Origin of the sequence: Pantoea sp. B270 (genome assembly GCF_018726825.1) — a bacterium.
GTDB lineage: Bacteria > Pseudomonadota > Gammaproteobacteria > Enterobacterales > Enterobacteriaceae > Pantoea > Pantoea dispersa.
In genome coordinates, this window is sequence record NZ_JAHCSX010000002.1 from 110,912 (window position 1) to 125,975 (window position 15,064).

General features: G+C 55.7%; 15 protein-coding genes. 5 read left to right on the forward strand and 10 right to left on the reverse strand.

All coding sequences use genetic code 11. The annotated features are described in order from the left end of the window. Nucleotides 1–58 precede the first annotated feature (58 nt). The 4 genes from KOL70_RS16830 to KOL70_RS16845 all read left to right on the forward strand — a co-directional run bounded on the left by KOL70_RS16830 (nt 59) and on the right by KOL70_RS16845 (nt 2,796). The gene (locus KOL70_RS16830) at nt 59–712 is read left to right on the forward strand and encodes a LysE family translocator (protein ID WP_236569452.1); all 654 of its coding nucleotides are present in this window, start codon (nt 59–61) and stop codon (nt 710–712) included. A gap of 91 nt (nt 713–803) precedes the next feature. Further along, on the forward strand, nt 804–1,499 hold the full coding sequence (locus KOL70_RS16835; protein WP_215481091.1) for a DJ-1/PfpI family protein: 696 nt from the start codon (nt 804–806) through the stop codon (nt 1,497–1,499). A gap of 193 nt (nt 1,500–1,692) precedes the next feature. Continuing rightward, the gene (locus tag KOL70_RS16840) at nt 1,693–2,004 is read left to right on the forward strand and encodes a hypothetical protein (RefSeq protein WP_215481093.1); all 312 of its coding nucleotides are present in this window, start codon (nt 1,693–1,695) and stop codon (nt 2,002–2,004) included. A 285-nt stretch (nt 2,005–2,289) separates the two neighbouring features. Then, nucleotides 2,290–2,796 carry an anti-virulence regulator CigR family protein gene (locus KOL70_RS16845; protein ID WP_215481094.1) on the forward strand — a complete coding sequence of 169 codons (507 nt, stop codon included), beginning with the start codon at nt 2,290–2,292 and terminating at the stop codon, nt 2,794–2,796. Between the two features lie 221 nt (nt 2,797–3,017). Here KOL70_RS16845 and KOL70_RS16850 read toward each other — a convergent pair whose 3' ends face one another. The 3 genes from KOL70_RS16850 to KOL70_RS16860 all read right to left on the reverse strand — a co-directional run bounded on the left by KOL70_RS16850 (nt 3,018) and on the right by KOL70_RS16860 (nt 5,796). Further along, the gene (locus tag KOL70_RS16850) at nt 3,018–3,284 is read right to left on the reverse strand and encodes a hypothetical protein (RefSeq protein ID WP_072208583.1); all 267 of its coding nucleotides are present in this window, start codon (nt 3,282–3,284) and stop codon (nt 3,018–3,020) included. A gap of 472 nt (nt 3,285–3,756) precedes the next feature. Then, nucleotides 3,757–4,890: a glutathione-independent formaldehyde dehydrogenase gene (locus KOL70_RS16855; RefSeq protein ID WP_215481096.1), complete on the reverse strand. Its 1,134-nt coding sequence runs from the start codon at nt 4,888–4,890 to the stop codon at nt 3,757–3,759. Nucleotides 4,891–5,262: 372 nt separating this feature from the next. After that, nucleotides 5,263–5,796, reverse strand: coding sequence for a hypothetical protein (locus tag KOL70_RS16860; protein WP_166710630.1), 534 nt, complete (start codon nt 5,794–5,796; stop codon nt 5,263–5,265). Between the two features lie 375 nt (nt 5,797–6,171). Between KOL70_RS16860 and KOL70_RS16865 the strand changes: the two genes are divergently transcribed. Beyond that, the gene (locus KOL70_RS16865; protein WP_215481098.1) at nt 6,172–6,681 is read left to right on the forward strand and encodes an ATP-binding protein; all 510 of its coding nucleotides are present in this window, start codon (nt 6,172–6,174) and stop codon (nt 6,679–6,681) included. A gap of 89 nt (nt 6,682–6,770) precedes the next feature. On the opposite strand, the gene KOL70_RS16870 is transcribed toward KOL70_RS16865, so the two are convergent. The 7 genes from KOL70_RS16870 to KOL70_RS16900 form a co-directional block, all read right to left on the reverse strand. Then, on the reverse strand, nt 6,771–7,985 hold the full coding sequence (locus tag KOL70_RS16870; protein WP_058776165.1) for an acyl-CoA dehydrogenase family protein: 1,215 nt from the start codon (nt 7,983–7,985) through the stop codon (nt 6,771–6,773). 3 nt (nt 7,986–7,988) lie between these two features. Further along, nucleotides 7,989–9,422, reverse strand: coding sequence for an MFS transporter (locus tag KOL70_RS16875; RefSeq protein WP_125311069.1), 1,434 nt, complete (start codon nt 9,420–9,422; stop codon nt 7,989–7,991). A gap of 174 nt (nt 9,423–9,596) precedes the next feature. After that, nucleotides 9,597–10,472 (reverse strand): MetQ/NlpA family ABC transporter substrate-binding protein, encoded by an 876-nt coding sequence (locus KOL70_RS16880; protein WP_215481100.1) that lies wholly within the window; start codon nt 10,470–10,472, stop codon nt 9,597–9,599. Continuing rightward, nucleotides 10,469–11,167 carry a methionine ABC transporter permease gene (locus KOL70_RS16885; RefSeq protein WP_215481102.1) on the reverse strand — a complete coding sequence of 233 codons (699 nt, stop codon included), beginning with the start codon at nt 11,165–11,167 and terminating at the stop codon, nt 10,469–10,471. Before KOL70_RS16885 ends, KOL70_RS16880 begins: the two co-directional genes overlap by 4 nt. Continuing rightward, nucleotides 11,164–12,183, reverse strand: coding sequence for a methionine ABC transporter ATP-binding protein (locus KOL70_RS16890; RefSeq protein ID WP_215481103.1), 1,020 nt, complete (start codon nt 12,181–12,183; stop codon nt 11,164–11,166). The genes KOL70_RS16885 and KOL70_RS16890 overlap by 4 nt, the downstream gene beginning before the upstream one ends. Then, nucleotides 12,180–13,574, reverse strand: coding sequence for an LLM class flavin-dependent oxidoreductase (locus KOL70_RS16895; protein ID WP_058780980.1), 1,395 nt, complete (start codon nt 13,572–13,574; stop codon nt 12,180–12,182). Before KOL70_RS16895 ends, KOL70_RS16890 begins: the two co-directional genes overlap by 4 nt. A gap of 74 nt (nt 13,575–13,648) precedes the next feature. Continuing rightward, the gene (locus tag KOL70_RS16900) at nt 13,649–15,055 is read right to left on the reverse strand and encodes an FAD/NAD(P)-binding protein (protein ID WP_215481105.1); all 1,407 of its coding nucleotides are present in this window, start codon (nt 15,053–15,055) and stop codon (nt 13,649–13,651) included. Between the last annotated feature and the right edge of the window lie 9 nt (nt 15,056–15,064).

Genomic DNA, 15,064 nt, shown 5'->3' on the forward strand with positions numbered 1-15,064 from the left:
TCAATACAATCCTGCCCGGGAGTTGCACCCTGTTAAAAATTTTTAAGAGGGTAATACCGTGTTGCAGCAATTTCTTATCGTGGCAGCAGCGCATTTTCTGGCGTTGCTGTCGCCTGGCCCGGATTTTTTTCTCGTGGCACGCACCTCAATCAGAGCCGGCTGGCGGCGCGCCGCCAATGTCTGCCTAGGGATAGCCATAGCGAACGGCGTGTTTATACTGGCTGCCTTCAGCGGTATCACGCTTTTCCATCCTGAGAGCATCAGTTTTATCGTTATTCAGCTCGCGGGCTGTGCTTATTTACTCTATGTCGGTCTGCTTTTTATCCGCTTTGCTGGCATGAGCTCATTGTCTGCCTGCAGCGTCAAAACAGCGGAATCAGTAACTCAGCCTGCTGGTGCCTCGAACCATTACCGTGAACTGGGCATGGGTTTTCTCTCCGGAATACTCAATCCCAAGAATGCGCTGTTTTACGTGAGTCTGGCCACGCTTATTGGTGGCGGCGATGCGATGGTGAATGTGAAAGTCGTCTATGGCATATGGATGTTTAGTGTCGTGCTGCTATGGGATTTACTGGTCGCCGCTTTCATTGGCAATCGTCTGGTACTTCAGCACTTTTCCCGGTTATTACCCTGGCTGGAACGTATCTCAGGAATGATGTTGATTGGCCTGGCATTGAGTGTCATCGTGGTTAATTTAATTTCGATAGTCTGACAGACAGTAACGGGTTTCCATTTTTTATTGCACAACCATTGCCTTTGCTGATGGCAAAGCCACTATCACCTTTTAGATGAAGGCATTATTTATGAATGATTCTGCATCAACATCCATCGGTCTGCTGCTGTTCCCTGCGCTTACGCAGCTTGACCTGACCGGTCCGTTTGAAGTCTTTGCGCGGGCACCAGACACGAAAGTGCATCTCATCTGGAAAAATCTGGACCTTGTGGTGTCAGACCGGGGGATGGCGATTCAGCCAACCACCACGTTCGACGCGTGTCCCGCGCTGGATATCATCTGTATTCCCGGCGGGCCGGGGCAGATAAACCTGATGGAGGATGAAGAAGTCCTTTCGTTTATCCGGGCTAAAAGTAAACAGGCGAAGCTGGTAACGTCGGTATGCACCGGATCGCTTGTGCTGGGCGCGGCCGGGCTTCTTGAGGGATATAAAGCGACGACACACTGGGCTTCGCTGGATCAGCTGGCGCTATTGGGCGCAGAGCCGGTAAATGAGCGCGTTGTACGCGACCGCAATCGCATAACGGGCGCCGGTGTGACTTCAGGTATCGATTTTGCCCTCAGCGTCGTATCAGAGATGTTCGGACCGGATATCGCGCAAAACATTCAGCTGCATATGGAATATGACCCTGCCCCGCCCTTTGACTGTGGCTCGCCCCGCTCCGCATCTGAAGAACAGCTAAAAAAAGCTCAGCAACAGGTTGCGCCATTTATTGAAAAGCGGCGACAGGCAACGTTGAAAGCCGCAGGCAGACTGCAGAAATAACGGGTCGGCACGGAGCGGACTTCCCCACCGACGAATGCCTCGATGAGCGAAAAACGGACCTACAGGTAAGAGTAAATAGGCTTTTGTCGTCATAAATTTATTTTGCATTAAAGAACGTGCCCTACAGAAATTACACCGTTAAGTGGCTTGCGATGTTAGGGTGACATCCTTGCCACATTAAGAGGAAAAACGAATGATTGTAAGGACCTGGCACGGTTGTGTTCCACTCAAACACGCTGAAGATTTTGCGAAACACCTTGAGAAGACAGGTGTGAAACATTCACGAAGCATTGCAGGGAATATAGGCGCTTATGTGCGCAGAGAAACACAGGGCGACTGGGAGCATTTCTTTCTGGCAACTTACTGGAAGGATCTGCAGTCAGTAAAGACCTTCGCGGGAGAAAACTATCACGTGGCAGTGACGTATCCGGATGACGAACAATCTGAGTTACTTTCCGATCCATACGTTTTTCAGCACACCGTGGAAACCGTTTTACCGCTTTAGCCCCCTTTTCAGGGCGACCTAACGGTTGTCCTGATTCGTCTCTAAGTTGATTCGAAGCGTCAATGTCCGCTTTGCGCGACGAGCGGACGTTTCTCTCAATAGTCACGAGCCGGCAGGTACCTCCCTGGATTCAGAGGATGAGCAGTGGAATGCCCGCGTTCAGAGTGAGTCCCAGACATGTCCGGCTTATTACATTACTGATATTTCAGAAATGAGGTGATGGTTAAGATTGCCGCCTCGTTCTATATTTCAATAAGGCAACACATACTATTAAGGACATCTGTCATGCTCACGCAACGCACGCTCAAAACAACCTTTGCTCTGATGATTGGTTTCGCCGTTTTTGTTGCACCGGCTTATGCAAACCCTGGCAATGGCAATGGCAATGGCAATGGCAATGGCAATGGCAATGGCAATGGCAATCACGGTAATAATGGCGCGCACGGAAATAAAGAGCAGGGTTACGCATCGTCGAAAAACGAACATGGACATCGCAAGAACGCCCGGCACCCCGATCATGTTCAATCTGATATCAGCTTCTCTCAGGCACGAGCGCTCGCCGTCAACTATGGCCTGGTAGGCTATCAGTCTCTGCCGCCGGGAATCGCTAAGAAAGTGGCGCGTGGGAAAGCATTGCCACCGGGTATTGCTAAGAAAAATTTGCCAGCATCGATGATCAATGCGCTACCTTACTACCCCGGCTACGAGTGGCGCGCGGTGGGAGATGATTTAGTGCTTATTGCGTTGAGCACAGCAGTTGTGACCGCCGTGATTAACGGTGTGTTCAACTAACCACAGACTGCAAGCCCGGCAAAAAGAGATCGCCGGCAAAGTCATGTATACGCAAACAACCTGTTTCCCGAATTGCTTGCAAATTAAACGGATGATGTCCGCTTTTCGCTCAAAGCGGACATCGGTCTGTTCGTCAATTCGTTCTATGGCAAAAGCCGATGTTTACGATTATCCGACTCAAATGCCCCCAGACGAAACTCACATAGTGCTGTATTTAGCGGCTATTTACTGAGTGGGAAAAGGTGAATCAAATTAGCGGCAAGGGGATAAATACCTAATGATCGCGTTGAAGCCCTGAGGTCATCAATGGAGGCACCTTCTTTCGGCATGCTTCCTCCCCACACCGTAATTCCTTCCGAAAGATGCGACGGGCGCTGCTGGCTTTCGTCACTAATTTCAACGGTTTCACCATTACTTAATGTGATAATCAAAGATGCAACATCCTGTGTTTCGGATGTTCCATTTTCTTTTTTAAGTGTAATTTTCATTAGCCTTTTCTCCGTCATGATCATTCATATGGCTATAATACCAGGCGTTTAGCTCCCTCGCACGATTATCACATTAATGTTGTGTCCCCTTCTCGCTCATCGCGGGCATTAGCAAATCATGAAAAATGATAATTAAAAAATTAGTTATTACAAAGTTGAATAATCCGTTATCTCTTTCATGCCTGATAAATAACTTTAGCTGAGGAGGAATGATGTCAGACGAAGACCAGAAATGCCTCGAAGCTTGTTATCTTTGTTGCGGCATGTAATCACTGTGCGGCTTCGTGCCCTGAGGAACAGAGGCTGCGCATGTGCATCAAACTGGATAAGCAGTGGGCAAATTTCTGCCGGATTTACGCTGATATGTCATTAATGTGGTCATGCCAGATATAGCCAGCCACAGACAGGCAGTTTTCGTTCTCCCTCTTCCCACCGCCTGAATGTGTCTTAGCTCTTCTGAGTTACCTGAATTTCAGGGTTTCAGAATGACTTTTGTCCAGCCATTATCACGATCATCAAAATGCTTATAGCCTTCGGCAGCGTCTGCCAGAGCAAGTCGATGCGAGATGATCTGCGCCGGATTGGCTCTGCCCTGATGGATAAGCCTTGCGAGCTGGCGGTTGTACGCTTTGACATTACACTGACCGGTCTTGATTGACTGACCTTTGAACCAGAAATTCCCAAAATCGAATGGCACTTTACCCTCTTTGGCCAGGTCGGTCGCGCCTCCGGGATCCTGCGGAACAAAAACGCCGACCGCACCGATGCCGCCCGTGGCCTTAGTTGACGCGACAAGACTGTTAAGCGTGGCAGAGTTATCCTCGTGGCCATACTTATTGCAACATTGATACCCCACACACTCACAACCGCAATCCGTGCCGCGCCCGTCGGTTAACTCGAGAATTTTGTTTACAGCCTCATCGCCCACCCCATTGATCGCTACTGCGCCCAGCTGTTCGGCCAGCGCCAGTCTGTCCGGATGGGTATCAACCACAAACACCTGCGATGCGCCTTTAATCATGGCCGAGTGAGCCGCCATCAGGCCGACCGGGCCTGCACCATAAATCGCCACATTTTCTCCGGGGCGCAATCCTGCCAGTTCAGTGGCATGCCAGCCGGTGGGGAAGATGTCGGAAAGTAAAACGTAGTCCTCCTCTTTTTCTACCGCATCCGGCGGCAGCACCAGACAGTTAAAGTCAGCATAGGGCACACGCAGTAACTCCGCCTGGCCGCCATCCCACTCGCCCATTTCAGCAAAGCCATAGGCGGCCCCGGCCGTACCCGGATTTGCCGTCAGGCAGTAGCCGGTTAACCCTTTCTCGCAATTTTCACAGAATCCGCAGCCGACATTAAAGGGCAGGCAGACATAATCGCCAACTTTCACCCGCTCAACCGCGCTGCCGATTTCAATGACCTGCCCCAGATTTTCATGGCCAAAGATGCGACCCTGTTCGAAGCTGGTTCGTCCTTCGTACATATGCAGATCCGAACCGCAGATATTGGTGGTGGTAATACGGACAAGCACATCGGTAGGGCGAACGATTTTGGGATCCGGAACCTCTTTGACTGAAACGTCAAAAGGTCCGTTATAGACAACTGCTTTCATGATGTTCTCCTCACGTGCATGATCAGTTATGAAGGCTGCGGCTGCGTGACGCTTTGCGGTCGCCTCCCTCTCAGTGATGCTGCTTTTTCAATCAAAAGGCTTGATTGAATGTGTAAGTGTAGAACAGCGCATGAAGTCACCCGGGAGTATTAATATTATGTAACTCTATGAATTGTAAGCACCGTTTCGCTAAACGTCTTTTGTCTCCGCCTTCTCCCAGCCCCCTGGCGCACCACACCGCTACGCTGACTTAGCCTTGTGCTGAATCCCGTAACAGCTATTGTCCTCAACCTCTGCCTGGTTTGAATACCACATAAAAAAGCCCACTCCAGGGTGGGCTTAAGCGTACACACGGTGACCAGCGTCATGCAATTAATCAAATATACCGGAGGGGCAGAAATTGCCTTCCCATCCAACTATCTTAGCGCCTGGATCCAGATCTCTCACCGATACGCTATCCCCGCCAAATTCTGAGCCAGTGACGACGATATCGTAATCATGATTTGGCTGAGGAATGAATCTGGTGGAGACAGATCGTTCTGTATTTTGGTAGTAGCCCGGCTGAGTCCAGTAATGAATTATACTTATCAGTTGCCCCGGCTTGATCGTAAATTCATTTATGAAAGCCCCCTTATTGTTACTTGATTCTGGCATTCCGATTTTTTTATTTCCTGACACAGGAATACCGAGAATAGCCAGACCAGCCGTAACCCGGCGCTCTAAAACTTTTTTATAACAGCCACTCGGCTGTTTTTCGTAAAATTGCAGGGCTGTATTGCCCTCAGATGCAGCACGAACCCTGGCTGCATCTGAACCTTTATAGTCTTCCAGAGAAGGCCTAAACCCAGCCGAACATCCACTTAACAACGTTACTATTATTCCCGTAATGACCAGTTTTCCATACATGCGCATCTCCTTACGTTTCTGTCGCTCCTGTTTTTATCGGCCTGTGGGTGTGAAACCTTTAACAGATATTAAGCCAGCCATCCGGGGATAATCTGTCCCTGAGATACCTGCCTGACACCTGAACAATGTCCGCTCCCGGCACCAAACGGCCCTCCCCCCTGCGCACTCCGCTATCAATACCACGCTGACATCACAGCTAAAGCAAAGCATCAGGTGATTATTGAGACTTAACCTGTTAGTTTAAAACGATGAAAACTTGCTCAGCCCTGTCTTCCGCAATCATTATTATCACCTTGCACGTTCAGGTGGGATAACGTTTGCCATTTTCCCGCCGGTAAGGCGGGCCTTACCGGTAATCAACCAGTGAGGTCAGCCATGAACACCACCGATGTCGCATCACCTGAAAAAGCCACGGTTCACCTGTTATGTGGAAAAATTGCGTCGGGTAAATCTACGTTATGCGCAAAATTAGGCGCTGCACCGCGCACTATCATTATCAGTGAAGATCGCTGGCTTGCAGCGCTCTATGCCGATGAAATGCACTCGGTCGCGGATTACTTGCAGTATTCTTCTCAGCTCAGATATGCCATGAAACCGCATCTGGTATCATTACTTAACGCGGGGATGTCGGTAGTCCTGGATTTTCCGGCTAATACACCAGCCAGTCGTGAATGGATGCTGAGTATCATTAAAGCATCAGGTGCTGCTAACCACCTGCATTTCCTTAACGTCCCTTATGAGGTGTGTAAGAGCCGATTACGTGCCCGTAACGCAGCCGGCACCCACGATTTTGCCGCTTCAGATGATCAGTTTGAAATCATAAGCCGTCATTTCTCAGCACCAGCGGCTGATGAAGGTTTCAATATTATTGAATACCGCTCTTAAGCCGCCGGGTTGCGGCTTATGAGGTGCTAATTCCATGACGCAGCCGGATTCTGCGCCATAAAACGGCGCCGTTTGCTCATCAAGGCTGGTTACCCCTCTCCCCTGCCGATTTGCCAGATGCCGGTTGGCGGCGTGCCGTTGACTTTCCAGTCACCGATGTCGCGCGCTTTGTAGATCACCGGGTTATGCGACGAGACGGTGCGCGCATTGCGCCAGTGACGATCCAGCGCTTTGCTGACGCGCGTATCCGACGCGCCAAGCGCATTAAACAATTCGGTGGCAGCACGCGGTACCAGCTCGCTGGCGATCACCTGCGCCTGTCCGGCCTCGGCTTCCGCCAGGTTGTTGATGGCGGCGATGGCCGCTTCATCGGCACTGACGTGCGCTTCATACGCTGATTGCAGTGAATGGGTAGCGCGAATCACCGTGGCTTCGACGGCAAATGCCAGACTGGTGATCTCGCCTACCACCTGCAGCACCTGCGCATCCTGCCGCGAGGCCGCTCCGTTGCCGTGACTGTAAACGCGGTTGCGTGCGGCAACGGCTGCCGCGCCGTCCCGCGCGACCGCGCGCGCAATGCCCGCCAGCGTCGCCAGCAACACGTGCTGGTAATACGCGGTCTGATAACGGAAGCGCGTGGCAAAATCATACACGTGCTGCGTCTCCACATGCGCGTGCTCGAAGCGTGTTGTGCCGCTGCCGGTCAGGCGCTGGCCAAATCCGTCCCAGTCATCTTCGCGCGTAACGCCCGGCTGATGCGTATTCACCAGCGCGATCACGTCACCCTGATTGTCATCGCGACGCGCATAAACATCTATCCAGTCGGCGAACAGCGCACCGGTACTGTAAAACTTCTCGCCATTCAGCGTCCAGCCATTGGCGGCAGGCGTAACGCGGGTGATCACGTCGCCCAGCCTGACGTTGCCAATCTCCGTCCAGCCGCTGCCCACCAGCTCGCCATCAACAAAGCGGCGAAACCACGCGTCGCGCTCCGCATTGTCCGGCTGGTTGAGCCGGTCCTCGACAAAAGCAAAGTGCGCGCGCAGCGCCTGCGGCAGGTTGGAATCCGCTTCCGCCAGTTCAATCAACAGCTGAAACAGCTGCGGCAGCGAGGCGCCCCAGCCACCTTTTTGCTGTGGAATACGCACCGTGCCAAAGCCGGCCTCCTTCAGCCACTGCAGTGGTTCATAAGGCAAGGTACGCGTACGCTCGCGTTCCGCCGCGCCCGCCGCGATGCGGGCAAACAGCGGTCGGAAGTGCGCCGCCAGCGTGTCATAGTCAGTACCGGTAGAGAGAATGCTCATGTTTTACTCCTGAGGGGAAAGGTCGTCGATGTCGTGGCGGGTCGGTTCGTGACGCACCGCCAGCAGGAAAAAGATCGGAATGATGGCGGCCAGCGATACCACCCAGAACATGTTGGTGCCGAGCGCCGCCTGCAGAATCGGCAGAATGAACAGCGCCAGCGCACTGCCGATGCCCGACAGCGCACGGCTAAAGCCGACGCCGGTCGCGCGAATCGAGGTGGGATACGAGAGCGCCGGATAGACCATCAGCTGTGCGCCCGGCCCGAATCCTTCGGCAAACAGCCACAGTCCGAGCATCAGCACCGCAAACACGATGCCCACCAGCGCCTGCGGGTGGCCAATCAACGCCAGCGCCACCAGAGCAAAAAACTGCAGCGCAAAGCCAGCGATCGCCACGTGGCGTGACGGATATTTCCACGCCAGGCGCATCCCCAGCAGCCCGCCGGTAAAGGCAAACAGCGCGTTCAGCCCCAGCGAAGCTGAGATGGTCTCGAACACACCGGCACCGAGAAATTGCGCCAGTATCGACGGCAGGAAGAAGGCGATGGCGGTGTACTCAAACGAAATACAGATATTCATTACGCCGGCAACGAGGGTGCGTTCACGCCACGGCTTCTGGAACAGTACGCGAAAACTCACCTTCGGCGCCGCCGCCGCGGGTGGCGTTTCCGGTTCTGCTTCGTGAGCATGAATACCGTACGAATCACGCAGGATACGCACCGCCGAGGTCAGATCGCCCTGATTCGCGGCCCACAACGGTGATTCATTCATGAACTTACTGCGCACCGCGATGATCAACAGCGCAGGTACCGCGCCAAACAGCAGCGAGGCGCGCCACAGCCAGTCGAGATGATCTTTAGGCAGCAGAAAATAGAGGCCAAAAATCAGCAGGAAACACACAGTGGAAGCCGCATACCACATCGGGCACCAGGCCGCGAGCCGTGCGGCTTTGTTGCCTTTGCCGGCAAATTTAGAAAATTCCGCCAGATAAGACATCGCCACCGGCAGATCGATGCCCACGCCAATGCCCATCAGGAAACGCGCGCCAATCAGCACCCAGACGTTGGGTGCTAAGCCCGCCGCTATCGCCGATACGACAAAAAACAGCATGTCGGCCATGAACACCGAATAGCGGCCGTACTTATCCGTCAGCCAGCCACCAATCAGGTTGCCGACGATGGTGCCGACCATGATGGATGAAGTGACCAGCCCGGTGGTGAACGGCGATAGCTGGAACTCGCGCACCACGTCATCGATGCCGTACGACAGTGTAGTCAGGTCGTAGGCGTCGAGAAACACGCCACCCAACGCGAGAAACACAATCATGCGCGCATAGTTGTTTTTGCTACTGCGGGTGTTGATCAGCCTTGCCACATCACTGACCGAACGTACCGGTTGCGAAGCCGGCAAGGTGTTTTCTAAAGGAAGAGTACTCATAACGCCTCACGTCTGTTTTTGTTGTGCAGGTGAGGTGGTTATAAGCGCTTTATGCAGGGAACCAAAGCAACAATATTTGCTATTAATTACAATATAATCAATAAGATAATAAAGACACCAACACTAAAACCCGGACGCGCAGTGCGGGTCCGGGTAGCGTATTCGGCAGTAGTGTTATTCAGCAGAAACCGGCACCAGTACGCCTTTGACCAGCGGGTCATCGGTGGTTTTTAGCCACTGCTGTACGCGCGGATCGGCAAAAGCCTGCCTGAGTTTGACGATGTTCTCCTGCTCCAGGTAAGGCGTACCGATCACCAGCTGCGAGGAAAAGGTGCGCGGCGCGGGCGGGAACAGAATGCCTTTGTCACGCGGGACTTTACCGGCGTCAAACTGCGACACATAACCAATCGCCGCATCGACCGAATTGAGCGCCCGCGGCATGGTCAGCAGATCCAGCTCTTTAAACACGAAACCGTGCGGATTACCGACAATGTTTTTCAGTTTGGCGGTGCGTGGTTCTACCGTCGGATCGAGGGTGATCAATCCCTGACGCGCCAGCAGCCAGAGCGCCTGGCCCTGATTCGCCCCATCGTCAGGCACTACAATGGTTGCGCCCTGCGGTAAATCCGCCACCGAGCGGTAGCGATCGGAGTAAATACCAAAGGCCCACTGGAACAGAGGCAGGCTGGAAGTGAGCTGGAAGCCGTTAGCATCGACCACCTGCTTCAGCCACCACTGATGCTGATAGACCGTCGCAGCATACTGCCCTTCTGCTACCGCACGGTCCGCCTGCACCGGATCCTGCACACCGACCGCCTCCAGCTTCAGGCCGTAGTCCGGCGCGATATGCTCACCCACATAGTCAATCAGCTTCTGTTCCCCGGCCATTGCCGGCTCATAATGCACTTTCAGCGTGGTGCCAAACACCACCGCCTGCGGCTGCTGGCTGCGCCACAACCAGCCAGCGACGGCCAGCAAAATGACCACTATAATCAGCAGCAGCCACGGCCAGCGGCGTGTTTTACGTAACTCAAATTCTTGTGTTGTCATAACGATGTCCCCTGAGGATGGCGCAAGGCCGCAACCAGCCGGTCGCCGAAAAATTGAATGGTCTGAATCAGTGCAATTAACACTATGATGGTGGCGATCATGATGTGGTTATCGAACCGCTGATAGCCATACACCACCGCCAGGTAGCCAATGCCGCCAGCGCCAATGGTGCCGGCGATGGCCGAGTACTCAATCATGGAGATCAGGTTGAGCGTGATAGCTGCGACAATCGCCGGCAGCGCTTCACTCAGCTGGGCGGAGCGGATGATCTGCCAGCGCGAACCGCCGCACACCAGCCCCACGGCAGTAACTTCACCAGGCAGCTCACGTAATGCGTTGTCGACCAGGCGGCCAAAGAAAGGAATACCGGCGGCGATCATCGGTACCACCGCCGCCGGAATGCCGATGGTGGTGCCGGTGAGCCAGAAGGTAAACGGAATGATGGCCGCCATCAGCACCAGAAACGGTAACGAGCGCCCCATATTGACGATCCAGCTCAGCACCCGATGCACGCCGCGCTGTGGAAACAGGCCGCGCGGCGAGGTGTTAAACAGCACCACGCCAACCACGCCACCGAGGCTCACCACAAACAGCATCACAATGGCAACCATCAGCGCGGTTTCACCCAGCGCTGGCAGCATCAGTGCCGGAATTTCAGGCCAGGGCGTGTCCTGGCTTATCACGGATACGCTCATACCGCCTCCCGCAAGGGCGGCATGCTGACAGCAACGCTGGCCGCCAGGCCATACTGCTCCAGCTGCGTCAGCAACCGTGCCAGCGGCACCTGCTCCTGCTGAAAATGAATGCCCACCTGCAACCGTCCGGCCTGGACGCCATTGACCCGCTCGACATGCGCCCCCAGCAGATCCACCTTTAAAGCGAACTGCTGGCTGATGCGCGAAATCCAGTCGCTGGCCACCGCGACATCGGTACGGTAGCTAAGCTGCAGCACCAGTCCGGCATCACTGGTTTGTGCCGTCAGCGGCAGCAGCCGCTGGCCGAGCGCGCTGTCCGGCTGTGCCAGCAGCGCACTGACGGTGCCATACTGCACTATCTCTCCATCGCGAATCTCGGCAACCGCATCCGCCGCCTGACGTACGGCATCCATCTCATGGGTGATCAGCACGATTGCCAGCCGGTAGTCGTCACGCAATTTTTTCAGCAGCTCAAGGATGGTGACCGTCGCTTCCGGATCGAGGCCGGAGGTGGCTTCGTCGGCCAGCAGTACAGACGGACGCAGCGCCAGTGCGCGGGCAATACCGATGCGCTGCCGCTGCCCACCGGAGAGCTGGGCGGGAAAGGCGCTGGCTTTGTGGCTCAGTCCGACACTCTCCAGCAGCTCGCCGACGCGGGCGCGGATATCGCGCTCGACCACACCGAGATAGCGCAGCGGCAGCGCGATATTTTCCCAGGCACTTTTACGCTGCAGCAGCGCGGAAGACTGAAATACCGTGCCGATAGCGCGACGCGCGCGGCGCAGCGCTTCGCCATCCAGCCGGGATAAATCGCTGCCGTTAACCCGGATGCTGCCGCCGCTCGGCTGCTCCAGCAGGCTGATGCATTTCGCCAGCGTAGATTTTCCGGCACCGCTCGGTCCGACCACCGCGGTGATGCTGGCTTCCGGCACCTGCAGCGTGATGTTTTTCAACACGTCGGTGACGCGACCGTCCGGCGCACGGTAGTGTTTACTCAGGCGCTCGATTTCGATCATATGACCTCCTGCTGCTGCGCGCTGCGTACGCGATAGCCAGCACCCGGATGCGGCGCGCTGAGCTGCGGCCCGGCGGCAAACAGCTTTTCGCGTAGCGTGCCCGCGGCGTAATCCTGTTTGTAAACGCCGCGTTTTTGCAGCTCCGGAATCAGCAGCTCGACCACATCCTCAAAGGTTTCATGGGTCAGCGCATACGCCAGGTTGAAACCATCCACGTCGGTCTCCTCTACCCAGCTCTGCAACTCATCCGCCACCGTTGCCGCACTGCCCACCAGCAGCGGGCCAAAACCGCCGATGCCCACCCAGTCAGCCAGCGCTTTCACCGTCCATTGACGATCGGGATCGGCAGTAGAGAAAGTTTCAACCGCCGACTGAATGGCGTTGGTGTGCAGGTATTTCAGCACCTGGTCCGGCTGATATTGTCCAAAGTCGATGCCGGTCCAGCCAGAGACCAGCGCCAGCGCGCCTTCGTAGCTGACCCAGTTTTTATACTCCTGCCACTTCGCCTGCGCCGCCCGATCGGTTTCACCGACAATCACCGTCTGCAGGTTGAAGATCAAAATACTGCGCGGATCGCGACCGGCTTCGGCTGCACGACGCCGGATGTCGGCCACGGTTTTCTTTAACAGCACTTTGGACGGCGCGGCGACAAACACACATTCTGCGTGCTCAGCCGCAAACTGTTTGCCGCGGCTCGATGCACCGGCCTGATACAGCACCGGCGTGCGCTGCGGCGAGGGTTCACACAGATGGATGCCCGGTACGTTAAAGAACGTACCCTGATGGTTAATCGGATGGATTTTGCTGGGATCGCTGAAAATGCGACGCTGACGATCGCGCAGCACCGCATCCTGCTCCCAGCTGCCTTCCAGCAGTTTATAGACCACCTGCAGGTACTCATCGGCATAGTCATACCGGCTGTCATGATCGGTTTGCGCTTTATGACCAATGTTGCGCGCGCCGCTCTCCAGATAGGAGGTAACGATGTTCCAGCCAATGCGGCCTTTGGTCAGATGGTCCAGCGTCGACAAACGGCGCGCGAACGGATAAGGATGCTCAAACGACAGCGAGGCGGTTAAGCCAAAACCGAGGTGCTCTGTGACCAGCGCCATCGGCGTAATCAACGCCAGTGGATCGTTCACCGGCACCTGAGTGGCCTGACGTATCGCCGCGTCACCGTTGCCGTTCAGCACATCGTAAATGCCGAGCACATCGGCAATGAACAGGCCGTCAAACTTGCCGCGCTCCAGCAGGCGCGCCAAATCAACCCAGTATTCCAGATCTTTATACTGCCAGGAGCGGTCACGGGGATGGGCCCAGAGTCCGGGCGACTGGTGACCGACACAGTTCATATCAAAGGCATTCAGGCGTATTTCTCGTTGCGATGGCATAGCAATCTCCATAGCGAGGCCGTGATCGTGCAGCGACCCGGCGTTCGTCAGTTAATTTTCAGGATGTTGAGTGTTCAGGAGGCGGAAGGGGAACATCGCTCAGCGTGAGCGACAGGCAATACTTTAAGAATTTCATCCGCTACGGCGGCCGCGTGATCGGCCACCTGCGGCAACCCCATCAGCTCGCCAAAGCGGGCGCGCGCCGCCGGGCCCACGACAAACAGGCGTGCGTTGGGCTGACCGGACCGGTTGAGGGTGCGCGAGCGATCATCCACATCAATGCCGAAGCCGAGCACATCGGCGCGGATCAGGCCCTGCTCGCTGAGCGATTGTAGCAGCGGCTGGCTGGACGTCAGCGCTTCATGTCCCGGTCCGGTCGTGACAATCAGTTTATCCAGCACATGATTTTGCCGGGTGCCATCGCGCTGACGCAGGGTGATTTCCAGCTGCTGCGGGTGAGTGTGAATCGCCACGAGGCGAGCGGCCAACACCTGCAGGCTACCTTGCTGCTGTCGCCGGGCGATGATGGCGGCGACCTGCGGGGCAATGCGATAGCGATGCACATCCCACCATGAACGCAGATGACGCGCAAAGCGTCGCTGTTCAGGCAGCGGAAGTGACTGCCAGATGGCTTGCCCCTGCACACGCACCTCATCAAGCACACGCTGCCACGGCAGCTGCTGCGCGGCGGCGCGAGCGACTTCATCACGAATATGCCGCAGCCAGTGACGCGCGCTGGGCTGAGGTTGCGCGGCCAGCGTCCACTCCGGCCATTCGCCGCTGAGATTGGCGCGTGACAGTTGTCCGCGCCGTGAGAACGCCAGCAGCGGCCCCTGATGCTGACGCGTCGCCAGCGAAGCCACCACGTCAGCCATGCTCAGGCCGGTGCCGACAATCGCCACCGATGCATCAGGCTCAATGTTATCCAGCACGCCTGGCTGCCACGGGTTGGCAATCAGCGCCGGATGGTCGGTAAACGGCTGTAGCATGCGTGGCAGCGACGGCGGCGGATGGCTGATCGCCAGTGCCAGGATGTCGCCAGTCAGGGTTTCACCGTTACTCAACAGCAGTTGTTGCCTTTCCCACGCCAGCGCACGCGCCTGAACGTGCCGCAGAGTGACATGCGGATGCGCCTCAGCGGCGGCGACAAACTGCTGAGCCAGATAACGGCCAAACAGCGCGCGCTGCGGATACACCGCGCCATCGGCACAGTGTGCTGCTGAATCCAGTGAACATTCCGGTTGCTGACGATACCAGCGATCAAAGGCGCCCTGCTCTTCTCCGCTGAGCTGCATACGCGCAGCCGGCACATTGATGCGGTGTGCCGGTTCCGGCGTGGAATAGGCAACACCGGCGCCGAGGCTGGCGCGCGGTTCGACCACTGTAATCAGTAGCGGCGCGAGCGACGTGCGGGCGAGGTGAATCGCCAGCGCTGTGCCGCTGAAGCCCCCGCCGACAATAATGATGTGCGCTGTTGCCATCGCCTTCTC

What these genes read in the sequence shown, in the direction of transcription:
- KOL70_RS16870 (WP_058776165.1), bottom strand. Translation starts at nt 7,985, where the DNA reads ATGAGCATTCTCTCTACCGGTACTGACTATGACACGCTGGCGGCGCAC.
- KOL70_RS16875 (WP_125311069.1), bottom strand. Translation starts at nt 9,422, where the DNA reads ATGAGTACTCTTCCTTTAGAAAACACCTTGCCGGCTTCGCAACCGGTA.
- KOL70_RS16840 (WP_215481093.1), top strand. Translation starts at nt 1,693, where the DNA reads ATGATTGTAAGGACCTGGCACGGTTGTGTTCCACTCAAACACGCTGAA.
- KOL70_RS16860 (WP_166710630.1), bottom strand. Translation starts at nt 5,796, where the DNA reads ATGTATGGAAAACTGGTCATTACGGGAATAATAGTAACGTTGTTAAGT.
- KOL70_RS16865 (WP_215481098.1), top strand. Translation starts at nt 6,172, where the DNA reads ATGAACACCACCGATGTCGCATCACCTGAAAAAGCCACGGTTCACCTG.
- KOL70_RS16850 (WP_072208583.1), bottom strand. Translation starts at nt 3,284, where the DNA reads ATGAAAATTACACTTAAAAAAGAAAATGGAACATCCGAAACACAGGAT.
- KOL70_RS16890 (WP_215481103.1), bottom strand. Translation starts at nt 12,183, where the DNA reads ATGATCGAAATCGAGCGCCTGAGTAAACACTACCGTGCGCCGGACGGT.
- KOL70_RS16885 (WP_215481102.1), bottom strand. Translation starts at nt 11,167, where the DNA reads ATGAGCGTATCCGTGATAAGCCAGGACACGCCCTGGCCTGAAATTCCG.
- KOL70_RS16880 (WP_215481100.1), bottom strand. Translation starts at nt 10,472, where the DNA reads ATGACAACACAAGAATTTGAGTTACGTAAAACACGCCGCTGGCCGTGG.
- KOL70_RS16900 (WP_215481105.1), bottom strand. Translation starts at nt 15,055, where the DNA reads ATGGCAACAGCGCACATCATTATTGTCGGCGGGGGCTTCAGCGGCACA.
- KOL70_RS16895 (WP_058780980.1), bottom strand. Translation starts at nt 13,574, where the DNA reads ATGCCATCGCAACGAGAAATACGCCTGAATGCCTTTGATATGAACTGT.
- KOL70_RS16835 (WP_215481091.1), top strand. Translation starts at nt 804, where the DNA reads ATGAATGATTCTGCATCAACATCCATCGGTCTGCTGCTGTTCCCTGCG.
- KOL70_RS16855 (WP_215481096.1), bottom strand. Translation starts at nt 4,890, where the DNA reads ATGAAAGCAGTTGTCTATAACGGACCTTTTGACGTTTCAGTCAAAGAG.
- KOL70_RS16845 (WP_215481094.1), top strand. Translation starts at nt 2,290, where the DNA reads ATGCTCACGCAACGCACGCTCAAAACAACCTTTGCTCTGATGATTGGT.